The organism is Enterobacter sp. 940_PEND (genome assembly GCF_001059415.1).
GTDB classification, from domain to species: domain Bacteria; phylum Pseudomonadota; class Gammaproteobacteria; order Enterobacterales; family Enterobacteriaceae; genus Enterobacter; species Enterobacter cloacae_M.
This window is the reverse complement of record NZ_JUMS01000078.1, coordinates 80,582-93,827: the sequence shown is the minus strand read 5'-3', so window position 1 is coordinate 93,827 and position 13,246 is coordinate 80,582. Positions and strand designations below refer to the sequence as shown.

Annotated in this window: 12 protein-coding genes; 10 read left to right on the top strand and 2 right to left on the bottom strand. The window is 60.2% G+C overall.

Annotated features, from left to right (window positions below; all coding sequences use genetic code 11):
- Window positions 1–38 precede the first annotated feature (38 nt).
- The 5 genes from betI (at window position 39) to ADJ24_RS11180 (ending at window position 6,548) form a co-directional block, all read left to right on the top strand.
- Complete coding sequence (gene betI, locus ADJ24_RS11200; protein WP_023310694.1) at window positions 39–626, top strand: transcriptional regulator BetI; 588 nt, start codon at window positions 39–41, stop codon at window positions 624–626.
- A 13-nt stretch (window positions 627–639) separates the two neighbouring features.
- Complete coding sequence (gene betB, locus ADJ24_RS11195) at window positions 640–2,112, top strand: betaine-aldehyde dehydrogenase (protein ID WP_023310693.1); 1,473 nt, start codon at window positions 640–642, stop codon at window positions 2,110–2,112.
- A gap of 13 nt (window positions 2,113–2,125) precedes the next feature.
- On the top strand, window positions 2,126–3,805 hold the full coding sequence (gene betA, locus ADJ24_RS11190) for a choline dehydrogenase (RefSeq protein WP_023310692.1): 1,680 nt from the start codon (window positions 2,126–2,128) through the stop codon (window positions 3,803–3,805).
- A gap of 274 nt (window positions 3,806–4,079) precedes the next feature.
- On the top strand, window positions 4,080–4,820 hold the full coding sequence (locus ADJ24_RS11185) for an SDR family oxidoreductase (protein WP_023310691.1): 741 nt from the start codon (window positions 4,080–4,082) through the stop codon (window positions 4,818–4,820).
- Between the two features lie 33 nt (window positions 4,821–4,853).
- Window positions 4,854–6,548 carry a thiamine pyrophosphate-binding protein gene (locus ADJ24_RS11180; protein WP_048702458.1) on the top strand — a complete coding sequence of 565 codons (1,695 nt, stop codon included), beginning with the start codon at window positions 4,854–4,856 and terminating at the stop codon, window positions 6,546–6,548.
- A gap of 33 nt (window positions 6,549–6,581) precedes the next feature.
- Here ADJ24_RS11180 and ADJ24_RS11175 read toward each other — a convergent pair whose 3' ends face one another.
- Complete coding sequence (locus tag ADJ24_RS11175; protein WP_023310689.1) at window positions 6,582–7,280, bottom strand: GNAT family N-acetyltransferase; 699 nt, start codon at window positions 7,278–7,280, stop codon at window positions 6,582–6,584.
- Between the two features lie 201 nt (window positions 7,281–7,481).
- On the opposite strand from ADJ24_RS11175, the gene ADJ24_RS11170 reads away from it, so the two are divergent.
- The 5 genes from ADJ24_RS11170 to ADJ24_RS11150 all read left to right on the top strand — a co-directional run bounded on the left by ADJ24_RS11170 (window position 7,482) and on the right by ADJ24_RS11150 (window position 12,518).
- The gene (locus tag ADJ24_RS11170) at window positions 7,482–9,050 is read left to right on the top strand and encodes an ABC transporter substrate-binding protein (protein ID WP_023310688.1); all 1,569 of its coding nucleotides are present in this window, start codon (window positions 7,482–7,484) and stop codon (window positions 9,048–9,050) included.
- 101 nt (window positions 9,051–9,151) lie between these two features.
- Window positions 9,152–10,165: an ABC transporter permease gene (locus tag ADJ24_RS11165; protein WP_023310687.1), complete on the top strand. Its 1,014-nt coding sequence runs from the start codon at window positions 9,152–9,154 to the stop codon at window positions 10,163–10,165.
- The gene (locus tag ADJ24_RS11160; protein ID WP_023310686.1) at window positions 10,165–10,998 is read left to right on the top strand and encodes an ABC transporter permease; all 834 of its coding nucleotides are present in this window, start codon (window positions 10,165–10,167) and stop codon (window positions 10,996–10,998) included. Before ADJ24_RS11165 ends, ADJ24_RS11160 begins: the two co-directional genes overlap by 1 nt.
- The gene (locus ADJ24_RS11155; RefSeq protein WP_023310685.1) at window positions 10,991–11,827 is read left to right on the top strand and encodes an ABC transporter ATP-binding protein; all 837 of its coding nucleotides are present in this window, start codon (window positions 10,991–10,993) and stop codon (window positions 11,825–11,827) included. The genes ADJ24_RS11160 and ADJ24_RS11155 overlap by 8 nt, the downstream gene beginning before the upstream one ends.
- Entirely contained in the window at window positions 11,814–12,518 is a 705-nt protein-coding gene (locus ADJ24_RS11150; protein ID WP_048702456.1) for an ABC transporter ATP-binding protein, read from the top strand. The genes ADJ24_RS11155 and ADJ24_RS11150 overlap by 14 nt, the downstream gene beginning before the upstream one ends.
- Window positions 12,519–12,662: 144 nt before the next feature.
- Here the strand turns inward: ADJ24_RS11150 and ADJ24_RS11145 are convergent, their stop codons facing one another.
- On the bottom strand, window positions 12,663–13,136 hold the full coding sequence (locus tag ADJ24_RS11145) for a cold-shock protein (protein ID WP_023310683.1): 474 nt from the start codon (window positions 13,134–13,136) through the stop codon (window positions 12,663–12,665).
- Window positions 13,137–13,246 lie beyond the last annotated feature (110 nt).

Sequence of the window (13,246 nt, the reverse complement as noted above, 5' to 3'; positions counted from 1 at the left end):
TTAATGTATTACCAACGCTGATGAATGGAGTGGCAAAAATGCCCAAAGTGGGGATGCAGCCGATCCGGCGCAGGCAGCTTATCGACGCCACGCTGGAAGCAATAAATGAAGTGGGAATGCATGACGCGACGATCGCGCAGATCGCCCGTCGGGCGGGCGTTTCCACGGGGATCATCAGTCACTACTTCAAAGACAAAAACGGTCTGCTGGAAGCGACCATGCGCGACATCACCGGCCAGCTGCGCGACGCGGTTTTGAGCCGCTTACGCGCCCTGCCGGACGGTAGCGCGGAGCAGCGCCTGCAGGCAATTGTCGGCGGCAATTTTGATGAAACCCAGACCAGCGGCGCGGCAATGAAGGCCTGGCTGGCCTTCTGGGCGAGCAGCATGCACCAGCCGATGCTCTACCGCCTGCAGCAGGTGAGCAGCCGTCGCTTGTTGTCAAACCTGGTGTACGAGTTCCGCCGTGAGCTGCCGCGCGAACAGGCCGAAGAGGCGGGCTACGGCCTGGCGGCGCTGATCGACGGGCTGTGGCTACGCGCCGCGCTGAGCGGCAAGCCGCTGGATAAGATCCTGGCGCAGTCGCTCACCAGCCACTTCATCAGCCAGCATTTACCGACCGAATAACCGAGGAGAATTTATGTCCCGAATGGCAGAACAGCAGCTTTATATCAATGGTGGTTATACCTCCGCCACCAGCGGTCGCACCTTCGAGACCATCAACCCGGCCAACGGTGAAGTTCTGGCGAGCGTACAGGCCGCCGGGAGAGAAGACGTCGATCGCGCCGTGGAAAGCGCAAAACGCGGGCAAAAAATCTGGGCGGCGATGACCGCCATGGAGCGCTCGCGCGTTCTGCGTCGCGCCGTCGATATCCTGCGCGAGCGCAACGATGAGCTGGCGAAGCTGGAAACCCTCGATACCGGTAAAGCTTATTCCGAAACCTCAACCGTCGATATCGTCACCGGCGCGGACGTGCTGGAGTACTACGCGGGGCTGATCCCGGCGCTGGAAGGCAGCCAGATCCCGCTGCGTGAGACCTCGTTCGTCTACACCCGCCGCGAGCCGCTGGGCGTGGTGGCGGGTATCGGCGCGTGGAACTACCCGATCCAGATCGCCCTGTGGAAATCCGCCCCGGCGCTGGCGGCGGGCAACGCAATGATCTTCAAGCCGAGCGAAGTGACGCCGCTCACCGCCCTGAAGCTCGCAGAAATCTACACCGAAGCGGGCGTTCCGGACGGCGTGTTTAACGTCCTGCCGGGCGTGGGCGCGGAGACTGGCCAGTACCTGACCGAGCATCCGGGCATCGCGAAAGTCTCCTTCACCGGCGGCGTCGCCAGCGGCAAAAAGGTGATGGCCAACTCGGCGGCCTCGTCCCTGAAAGAGGTGACGATGGAGCTGGGCGGTAAATCCCCGCTGATTATTTTCGACGACGCCGATCTGGATCTCGCGGCAGACATCGCCATGATGGCGAACTTCTTCAGCTCCGGCCAGGTGTGCACCAACGGCACCCGCGTGTTCGTGCCCGCGAAATTCAAGGTCGCGCTTGAGCAGAAAATCGTCGAGCGCGTGGGCCGCATCCGCGCGGGCGATCTGTTCGACGAACGCACCAACTTCGGCCCGATGGTCAGCTTCCCGCACCGCGACAGCGTGCTGCGCTACATCGCCAAAGGCAAAGAGGAAGGCGCGCGCGTGCTGTGCGGCGGCGACGTGCTGAAGGGCGAAAGCTTCGACAACGGCGCGTGGGTTGCCCCGACCGTGTTCACCGACTGCACCGACGAGATGACCATCGTGCGCGAAGAGATATTCGGCCCGGTGATGTCCATCCTCACCTATGAAAGCGAAGAAGAAGCGATCCGCCGCGCCAACGACACCGACTACGGTCTGGCGGCGGGCATCGTCACTGCCGACCTGAACCGCGCGCACCGCGCCATTCATCAGCTCGAAGCGGGCATCTGCTGGATCAACACCTGGGGTGAATCCGCCGCAGAAATGCCGGTCGGCGGCTACAAACACTCCGGCATTGGCCGCGAGAACGGCGTGATGACGCTGCAGAGCTACACCCAGGTGAAGTCCATCCAGGTTGAGATGGGTAAATTCCAGTCCATATTTTAACCGGGAGGTTTATTTGCAATTTGACTACATCATTATCGGGGCCGGCTCTGCCGGCAACGTGCTGGCAACGCGACTGACTGAAGATCCGAACACCACCGTCCTGCTGCTTGAGGCGGGCGGGCCGGACTACCGCTTTGACTTCCGCACCCAAATGCCCGCCGCGCTGGCGTTTCCGCTGCAGGGCAAGCGCTACAACTGGGCGTATGAAACCGAGCCAGAGCCTTACATGAACAACCGCCGCATGGAGTGCGGACGCGGCAAAGGGCTGGGCGGCTCGTCGCTGATCAACGGCATGTGCTACATCCGCGGTAACGCGATGGATCTCGATAACTGGGCCAAAGAATCTGGCCTTGAGCACTGGAGCTACCTCAACTGCCTGCCCTACTACCGCAAGGCAGAGACGCGCGACGTGGGGCCGAACGACTATCACGGCGGCGACGGTCCGGTGAGCGTTACTACCTCGAAACCGGGCGTGAACCCGTTGTTCGAGGCGATGGTGGAGGCGGGCGTGCAGGCGGGCTATCCGCGCACCGACGATCTTAACGGCTATCAGCAGGAAGGCTTCGGCCCGATGGACCGCACGGTCACGCCGCAGGGCCGACGCGCCAGCACCGCGCGCGGCTATCTGGATCAGGCGAAACCGCGCCCAAACCTGACCATCCGCACCCACGCCATGACCGATCGCATCCTCTTTGAGGGCAAGCGCGCGGTGGGCGTCGAGTGGCTAGAGGGTGAAAGCACCATCCCATCCAAAGCGACGGCAAAAAAAGAAGTGCTGCTGAGTGCCGGGGCGATTGCCTCTCCGCAGATCCTCCAGCGTTCCGGCGTGGGCAGCGCTGACCTGCTGAAACAGTTCGATATCCCGCTGGTACACGATCTGCCCGGCGTGGGCGAAAACCTGCAGGATCACCTGGAGATGTACCTCCAGTACGAATGCAAAGAGCCGGTCTCCCTCTACCCTGCCCTACAGTGGTGGAACCAGCCGAAGATTGGTGCCGAGTGGCTGTTTGGCGGCATCGGCGTGGGCGCGAGCAACCACTTCGAAGCGGGTGGGTTTATCCGCAGCCGTGAAGAGTTTGAATGGCCGAACATTCAGTACCACTTCCTGCCGGTAGCGATTAACTACAACGGCTCGAACGCGGTTAAAGAGCACGGCTTCCAGTGCCACGTTGGCTCCATGCGCTCCCCGAGCCGCGGCCACGTGCGCATCAAGTCCCGCGATCCGCACCAGCATCCGGCGATCCTGTTCAACTATATGTCACACGAGCAGGACTGGCAGGAGTTCCGCGACGCTATCCGCATCACCCGCGAGATCATGCACCAGCCCGCGCTGGACAAATATCGCGGTCGCGAAATCAGCCCGGGTATCGAATGCCAGACCGACGAGCAGCTCGACGAGTTCGTGCGTAACCACGCCGAAACCGCCTTCCACCCGTGCGGCACCTGCAAAATGGGCTATGACGAGATGGCGGTGGTCGACGGCGAAGGCCGCGTTCACGGGCTGGAAGGGCTGCGCGTGGTGGATGCGTCGATCATGCCACAGATCATCACCGGCAACCTGAACGCCACCACTATTATGATTGGCGAAAAAATTGCCGACGCGATCCGCGGGCTTGAGCCGCTGGCGAAGAGCACGGCGGCGTATTATGTGGCGAACGGGGCGCCGGTTCGTCAGGCACGACAGAAAGTCTAAAATCCTGCCCTCTCCTTAAAAGGAGAGGGTTTTCAATACTTCCCTTCATTACGATAATATTTTTTCGCCAGCTATAAGAAATAAATATTAGCCTGCAATTATTTTGTTTATTTAAAAGTCGATTGACACTGTTCCCGCAACTCAACTATGTTTAATCGAATGTCGCTCCACCTGAAATATACAATATATTCAAACCTGAAATTAAAGATATTCTTATTATTCTTTAATTTGTCCCTGCCTTTATTTTTGCATCACACAACAGTGAGATAAGATCATGAATAATAGTGCAAACAAAGTTGTTGTTATCACCGGTGCCAGCAGCGGTATTGGTGAGGCCATTGCCCTTCATCTGGCAAATAAACCTTTTTCTCTGGTTCTGGTTGCCCGTCGTCTGGAGAGAATTAACGCCCTGGTGGATCGCATTATTCAGCAGGGCGGCCAGGCGATTGCCGTGAAGGCAGACGTGACCCGACAGGAGGAGGTTCAGCGCGCGATTGACGCTGCCGTTGCCGCATACCAGCGCGTCGACGTACTGATCAACAACGCGGGCTTTATGGCGATTGCCCCCCTCAGCGAGCTGAAAACCGACGAGTGGGACCGGATGATCGATACCAATGTCAAAGGCGTGCTGTACGGTATCGCAGCGGCATTCCCGGTATTCCAGTGCCAGGGGAGCGGACACTTTATTAACGTGGCCTCCGTGGCGGGTATCAAGGTCCTTGCCCCCGGCGGCGTGGTGTACAGCGCCACGAAATTCGCCGTCCGCGCCCTGAGTGAAGGCTTACGTCAGGAAGCGGGGAAAACCGTTCGGACGACCCTTATTTCCCCCGGCGCCGTTGAAAGCGAGCTACAGTTTGGCAGCTCTGATGCCCCGAGCAAACAGTTCCTGCATGAATTTTATAAGCAGGCTATTCCGGCAGAGTCGATTGCCAGAGCCGTATTATTTGCTATCGAACAGCCTGGCGACGTTGATGTAAATGAAATAATTGTCCGTCCTACGCAGGAAGAATTTTAGCATGAGTTAAATAACGCTGAATGAGGTGTCATTATGATTAAATCATTAACGTCCCTGTCAGATTTAAATATGCGATCGGGTGCCGACATTCTCCTTGAAGTACTGGAGAGTGAAGGTGTGGAATATATTTTTGGGAACCCCGGCACCACAGAACTCCCGCTCATTGATGCCCTTCTTCGCCATGAAAATATTCACTATATTCTGGCACTCCAGGAGAGCAGCGTGGTCGCCATTGCCGACGGCTACGCGAAAGCCTCCGGCAAGACCGGTTTTATCAATTTGCATACCGCCAGCGGTCTTGGGCACGGCATGGGGAATCTCATTAATTCGCGGATCATGAAAACGCCGCTGGTTGTCACCGTCGGGCAGCAGGATACCCGGCACTACGTGCGCGACCCGCTCCTGTACGATGACATTGTCTCCATTGGCTCGCCGGTGGTGAAATGGGCGCAGGAGGTCACCAGCGCCGATCAGCTCCCGGTTCTTGTGCGCCGGGCCTTTCATGCCGCCAGCTACCCCCCCGCGGGTCCGGTGCTGCTATCCCTGCCAATGAACGTGATGGAAGAGCTCAGCGACGCCGGGATACAAACGGCCTCTAAAGTGAACTACCACACCGTGGCGGGCTCGCTGGACGAACTGGCGCAGGCGCTCAGCGAAGTTACCCCCGGCAGGATCATGATTGTGGCGGGGGATGAAGTTCACTCCAGCGGCTCGACGCAGGAGATTGTCCAGCTTGCTGAAGCGCTAGGCGCCCACGTCTACGGCTCCTCCTGGCCGTTGAATTTGCCCTTCCCCACGCAGCACGCGCTCTGGCGAGGCAATATGCCCACCACCGCAAATGAAATCGCCAGCGTCGTTAATGCCTACGATGCGGTGTTTATCATCGGCGGCAGAAGCCTGATTACCATTTTGTATAGCGAGGGCGAGGCCATTCCGCAAACCTGCGCGGTGTATCAGCTCTCGGCGGATATGAACGAACTTGGCCGCACCTACGCCACCCGCCTCTCGGTGATGGGGGATATAAAACTCTCCCTGAAGGAACTGCTGCCGAAGCTTGAGCAGCGCCGGGTGGCAAGCAAATTGACGCATCAGCGGCTGCTCAAAGCGGCACGCGCTGAACGTGAAAAAGAGTGGCAACTGCAGGAAGAGCGTCTGGCAGCCGAGCGGCTGCGCCCGGCGATTTCGCCGATGGTCGCGGCCTACGAGGTGATAAAGTCCGTTCCGCCGGGCACCACGATTGTCGACGAGGCGATAGCAACGGCCAGACACGTTCGCCGGTTTATCTCCGACCAGCAGCACCCGCGCTACTACTTTATGCGCGGCGGCGGTCTGGGCTGGGGAATGCCTGCAGCAGTAGGGCACTCGCTGGGGCTGGGACGCGAGCCGGTAGTGTGTCTGGTTGGCGACGGCGCCTCCCTGTACTCGCCGCAGGCGCTCTGGACGGCGGCGCACGAAAATCTGCCCGTCACCTTTATCGTGATGAATAACCTGGAGTACAACATCCTGAAAAACTTCATGAAGGGACAGCCGGGCTACAGTTCGACAAAGCTGGGTCGCTTTATCGGGATGGATCTGATTAACCCGCGAATTGATTTCCAGTCGCTGGGCGCCGCGATGGGTATCCGCTGCTGCCGGGTGACCCAGGCCGCGGATATCGCCACGGCGGTGACGCAGGGGCTACAGTCCGGAAAAACGAATTTGATCGAAATTGCCATTTCCGCAGATTGATCGACCGTTTCAGATGTACCCTACATAAAACACTTATAACCGAAACGCCTCAAGCCGCTTAATCTGCCGCCCTTCCCCGTCAAAATTCTCCGCCGCCAGCCAGGCGCGCAGCTCGGCGTCTCTTTGCGGCCACTCGCCGTCAATAATAGAAAGCATATCGCTGTCGCGGTTGCGCCCTTTGCGCACCAGCTTCTGGCGCAGGCGTCCTTCCCAGACAAACCCCAGCCGCTCCGCCGCGCTGCGCGACGCAATGTTCATGGAATCGCACTTCCACTCGACGCGCCGGTAGCCGTGCTCAAACGCATTTTTCAGCAGCAGCCACACCGTTTCGGTGCCCATCCGGGTTCCTTTCATCCTGCGCGACCAGGTCACGTGACCAATTTCCACCGACCCCAGCAGCCGCTCGTTAGCCATATAGCTCACCAGCCCCACCGCGCGTTCGGTGCGTAAATCAATGACGGCAAACGGCACCAGCTCATCGTCCATCACCTTAGCCACGATCCAGTGGGCGGTGGCTTCCACGCTCGCTGGCTGCGTGCTGGCAAGCCACGTCCAGTCGCTGTCGTCGCCCAGCGCGTAGGCCTCATAGAGATCGGCCGCGTGGCGATCGGCATCCAGCGGCTCCAGGCGGCAATACTGGCCGAACAGCGGCGTGCGGGTTAATACGCGCGCGCCTCTCCAGTCCGGAACGATATCGTTAACGGTTTGACCATGTTGATTGATTTCGGGCACGGCGGTGACTCCCTGAAAGGTAAGGAGTTTGTTATAGCAGGTTAAAAAGCGGGCGAAAAGCAGCGTATTTTAATAGCCCGAGCGCATGCGATATTCCCGCAAGATATAAGCAAAGCTGAATTTCGACTTTGCGGAATGTCAGAGTCGACCTAACGTAGCGGAGCATAAAACAATCACAATATATTCTTCTCAGGGATCGCTATGACGAAAAAACTGTTGCCGTTACTGGTGCTGGCTGCGCTCTCAGGCGTTGTCCACGCCGCTACTCCGCCCAACACGCTGGTTGTTGCCCAGGGGCTGGATGACATCGTGAGCCTCGACCCGGCCGAAGCCAACGAGCTTTCCAGCATCCAGACCGTGCCGAGCCTGTATCAGCGTCTGGTACAGCCGGACCGCGATAACCCGGAAAAAATCACCCCGATTCTGGCAGAAAGCTGGGAAGCGGACGCGGCAGCAAAAACGCTGACGATCAAACTTAAGCCCGATGCCAGATTCGCCTCCGGCAACCCGCTGCGCCCGGAAGACGTGATTTTCTCTTACACCCGCGCCGTGACGCTGAACAAATCCCCGGCCTTTATTCTGAACGTGCTGGGCTGGGACGCGAGCAACATCGCCAGCCAGCTGAAAAAGGTGGACGATCATACCCTCCAGCTTCACTGGACGGCGGACGTTAGCCCGTCGGTGGCGCTGAATATTCTCTCCACGCCGATTGCCTCCATCGTCGATGAAAAGCAGGTTGCGGCAAACGTGAAGGATAACGACTTCGGCAACGCGTGGCTGAAAATGCACTCCGCGGGCAGCGGCGCGTTCAAAATGCGCGTCTATCAGCCGCATCAGGCCATCGTGCTGGAAGCTAACGAATCGGCACCCGGCGGCGCGCCGAAGCTCAAAAGCATCATCATTAAAAACGTCCCCGATCCGGCCTCACGCCGCCTGCTGATCCAGCAGGGTGATGCGGACGTGGCGCGCGATCTCGGAGCAGATCAGATAAGCGCCCTGGACGGCAAGCCGGGCGTTAAGGTGCTGAGCATTCCGTCCGCCGAGCAAAATTACCTGGTGTTTAACACCGGCAACAGCGCCAACCCGCTGCTGAACAACCCGGCGTTCTGGGAAGCCTCGCGCTGGCTGGTCGATTATGAAGGCATCACCAAAAATCTGCTGAAAGGCCAGTACTTTGTTCATCAGAGCTTCCTGCCGGTCGGCCTGCCGGGCGCGCTGGAAGACAACCCTTTTAAGTTTGACCCGGCAAAAGCGAAAGCCATTCTCGCCAAAGCGGGTATTAAAGACGCGCACTTCACGCTGGACGTGGAGAACAAGCCGCCGTTTATCACCATCGCCCAGTCGATGCAGGCGAGCTTTGCTCAGGGTGGCGTGAAGGTCGATTTGCTGCCTGCCGCCGGGAGCCAGGTCTATGCCCGCGTGCGCGCGAAGCAGCATCAGGCGGCGATTCGTCTGTGGATCCCGGACTACTTCGACGCGCACTCTAACGCCAGCGCCTTCGCGTGGAACGACGGTAAATCCAGCACCGTGGCCGGGCTGAACGGCTGGAAAATCCCGGAGCTGAACAAAGCCACGCTGGCGGCGGTAGCCGAGCCGGATCCGGCGAAGCGTCTGGATCTGTACAAGAAGATGCAGGAGCAGCTGCAGCAGAGCTCGCCGTACGTGTTCGTCGATCAGGGCAAAACCCAGATCGTGGTGCGCGATAACGTGAAGGGGTATCAGCAGGGGCTGAACGCGGATATGGTCTGGTACGACCGCGTCACGAAGTAGCCCTTCTCCTTCTCCCGTGGGAGAGGGGGCCGTCCGTGCTTATTTTCAGTTTTTGTAGGCCGGGTAAGGCGAAGCCGCCACCCGGCATGAAGAGATTTCCCATGCCACATCTTTCCACCCGCGTGCTTCAGGGTCTGCTGACCCTGCTGCTCACGCTCTTCGGGCTGCTGCTCGTCACGTTTGCGCTCTCAGCGTTTTCACCTGTCGATCGCGTGCTGCAGATCGTCGGCGATCACGCCAGCCAGTCAACCTACGATCAGGTTCGCCACCAGCTTGGGCTGGATCGTCCCCTGCCCGTGCAGTTCTGGCACTACCTGCAAAACCTCGCCCACGGTGATTTAGGCACCGCCAGCGCCACCGGGCAACCGGTGCTGCAGGACCTGCTGCACGCGTTCCCCGCCACGCTGGAGCTGGCCACGCTGGCGTTAATCATCGGCGCCGTGCTCGGCGTGATTGCCGGAGTGCTGTGCGCCCGCTACGCCGGTTCGCCGCTCGATCTCGCCATCAGAACGCTAACCCTGCTCGGCAACTCGGTACCGATTTTCTGGCTCGGCCTGCTGATGCTGGCCCTGTTCTACGCGAAGCTGCAGTGGAGCGCGGGTCCCGGCAGGCTGGACGATATCTGGCAGTTCACCGTCGAGCCGCGCACCGGCTTTGCGCTGGTGGATACCTGGCTTTCCGGCGACCGCGAGGCGTTCCGCAACGCCCTCAGCCACCTGGTGCTGCCGGTGCTGCTGCTGGCCTATTACTCGCTGGCGAGCATCACGCGTCTGACGCGTTCCGCCTGCCTGAGCGAAATGAACAAAGAGTACATCCTGCTTGCCCGCGCCAAGGGCGCCGGGGAGATGACCATTCTGCTGCGCCACGTGCTGCCGAACATTCGCGGTACCCTGCTGACGGTAATCGCTCTCGCCTACACCAGCATGCTGGAAGGTGCGGTATTAACCGAAACCGTCTTCTCCTGGCCGGGGATCGGGCGCTACCTCACCACCGCCCTGTTCGCCGGAGATACCACCGCCGTCATGGGCGGCACGCTGCTGATTGGCGTCTGCTTTGTACTCATTAATAACCTTACCGACCTGCTTGTGCGGGCGACCGATCCCAGGGTGCGCTGATGCCGTTTTATCTCTTCTTACGCCGCCTGCGCCGCTCCCCTGCTGCGTTTTGCGGGCTGGTAGCCATCGCGCTGCTGGGGGTTATCGCCCTGTTCGCGCCCTGGCTGGCACCGCTTGATCCGAACTGGCAGGACGCCGCCGCGCGCCTGCAGGCACCGAACAGCCAGCACTGGCTGGGCACCGACAGCTACGGGCGCGACCTGCTTTCGCGCCTGATTTACGGTACCCGCCCGGCGCTCGGGCTGGTGGCGTTAGTTACCGTAATCACCCTTCCCGCCGGGCTGCTGGTGGGGATTTTGTCCGGCTACTACGGCGGCTGGCTGGAGCGCATCCTGATGCGTTTTACCGACGTGGTAATGTCGATGCCGCGTCTGATCCTCGCCTTCGCGTTTGTGGCGATGCTTGGCCCGGGGCTGGTCAACGGCGCGCTGGCGCTGGCCTTAACCACCTGGCCCGCCTACGCGCGGCAGGCGCGGAGCGAGATCCAGCGTCTGCGCCACAGCGACTACCTCGCCGCCGCCGAGATGATGGGCATTCGCGGCCCGCGCCTGCTGGTCGGCCATATTCTGCCCCTGTGCCTGCCGTCCGCGATTGTGCGGCTGGCGCTGGATCTTGCGGGGATTATTCTGGCGGCCGCCGGGCTGGGCTTCCTCGGTCTTGGCGCGCGTCCGCCGATGGCCGAATGGGGCGCGATGATTGCCGACGGTATGCAGGTGATTTTCGACCAGTGGTGGATAGCCGCCATTCCGGGCGGGGCGATTCTGTTTGCCAGCCTGGCCTTTAACCTGCTGGGCGACGGCCTGCGCGACGTACTGGAGCCGCAGCATGACTGAACAACTCGTCATCGTCGATGCGCTGAATATCGACTACCCCGCCGCGCGCGTGGTCAACAACCTCAGCTTCACGCTGGGCAACGAGCGGCTGGCGCTGGTGGGGGAATCCGGCTCGGGCAAATCAATGTCCGCCCGCGCCCTGATGGGACTGGTGCGTAAGCCCGGCATCGTGAGCGCGAACCGGCTTAACGTGCTCGGCAACGACCTGCTGACCCAGAGCACCCGCCGCTGGCAGGCGCTGCGCGGCAACGGGATTGCTATGGTCCTGCAGGACCCGCGCTACGCGCTGAATCCGGCGCAAAACGTCGCCGCTCAGCTTGATGAGGCGCTGACCCTGCACCAGCGCCTGCCCCGCGCCGAGCGCCTGGCGCGCATTCACGACATCATCCGCGCCGTCGGGCTCAACGAACATGTCCTCCAGCGTTATCCCGGCGAACTCTCCGGGGGCATGGGCCAGCGGGTGATGATCGCGATTGCGCTGATCAACAACCCGCAGGTGCTGATTGCCGACGAACCGACCTCCGCGCTGGATGCGCGCCTGCGCAACCAGATCCTCGAGCTGCTGGTGCAGCAGTGCGAAGAACGCCAGATGGCGATGCTGTTAATCAGCCACGATCTGCCGCTGGTGGCGGAGCACTGTGACCGCGTGCTGGTGATGTATCAGGGCGAAAAGGTGGATGAGATGACGGCGAGCCAGCTCCCGCAGGCGACGCATCCGTACACGCAAACCCTGTGGACCTGTCGTCCAGACGCCCATACTTATGGACAGATGCTGCCGACGCTCGACCGTTCACAGCCGTGGAAGGAGGCCAACGATGGCGCTCGTTGAGGTTAACCAGGTGCAGGTCACCTTCGGGGAAAAAACGGCGGTCTCCGCCGCCAGCTTTAGTATTGAGAGAGGCGAGACGTTCAGCCTGATTGGCGAATCCGGCTGCGGGAAATCGACTATTCTGCGCGTGCTGGCGGGATTGCAGCGCGAGTGGAACGGCCGCATTTCGATCCTGGGAGAGGCGCTACGGCCAGGGCGCCGTTTTGAAGGCGAGCTTCGCCGCAACGTGCAGATGGTGTTTCAGGATCCGTGGGCGTCGCTGCACCCAAACCACACCGTTGCGCGCACCCTGTCGGAGCCGTTAAGCATCCACGGCGAAACGCAGGTTGCGGAAAAGGTGGCGGATGCGCTGCAGCAGGTGGGGCTTTTCGCCGATGCGGGCAGGCGTTATCCGCACCAGCTTTCCGGCGGCCAGCGCCAGCGCGTGGCGATTGCCCGCGCGCTGCTGCTGCGCCCGCAGCTTCTGCTGCTGGACGAGCCGACTTCGGCGCTGGATATGTCCGTGCAGGCGGAAATTTTGAACCTGCTCAACCGCCTGAAGGCCGAGCACGGCATGACCTACCTGCTGGTGAGCCACGATGCGGACGTGATTGCGCATATGTCCGACCGGGCGGCGTTTATGGCGCACGGGGAGATCCAGAGGGTGTTTGACCGCGAGGCGATGTTACGGGGTGAGCACAGGATGGGGTAGGTAAGTGCGCGCGGCGGTGCCCGGTGGCGCTGCGCTTACCGGGCCTACGTTTCGTGCCGCGTAGATATGTTTCGTATATGCCCGGCGGCGAGCGCCGCGCGGGTTTTGCAAGCCGGGTAAGCGTCGCCGCCACCCGGCAAAACGTTACTTAAGCAGCTTCACCGTGGCGTCGATGTCGATCTCATCTTCGGTGAAGATCAGCGTCGTATTCTGGAAGGTGGTGATCGCCAGCTTCTTCACCGTGCGCATTTCGCCCGGCTTTTTCTCGGATTTCGGCTTGATGCTGTTCATCAGCAGCCCCACCGACAGCACCGCGTTCTCTTTGTCGATTTTGGTATCAGCCGGCTCTTCTTCGTTAAACACCACGAAGGATTTGATCGAGGAGAGCTTCACGCGCTCGCCAGCAATAAAGAGATGTTTGCTTTCGGGGATCACCTTCACCGCATAGGCGGAAAGTCCTTTGTTGTTGGTGGTCGGCTCGAAGGTCACCGCGGCATCTTTCTTAATCAGATCGGGGTTCGCGACCTTAATCACATGAAAATAGCGGTTGTCGCCGTTTTCATCTTTGATAAATCCAAAGCCTTTATCTTTAAACCACGTTGTGATTGTACCGTTCATCGCTGTTACCGCCTGTCAGATCGTAATGACTAAAGTTTTGCAGCGCGCAGTGTAATGCACAATGACGGAGGAGACAAAAAAAAGCCCCTGCACGGGGGCAGGGGAAAACT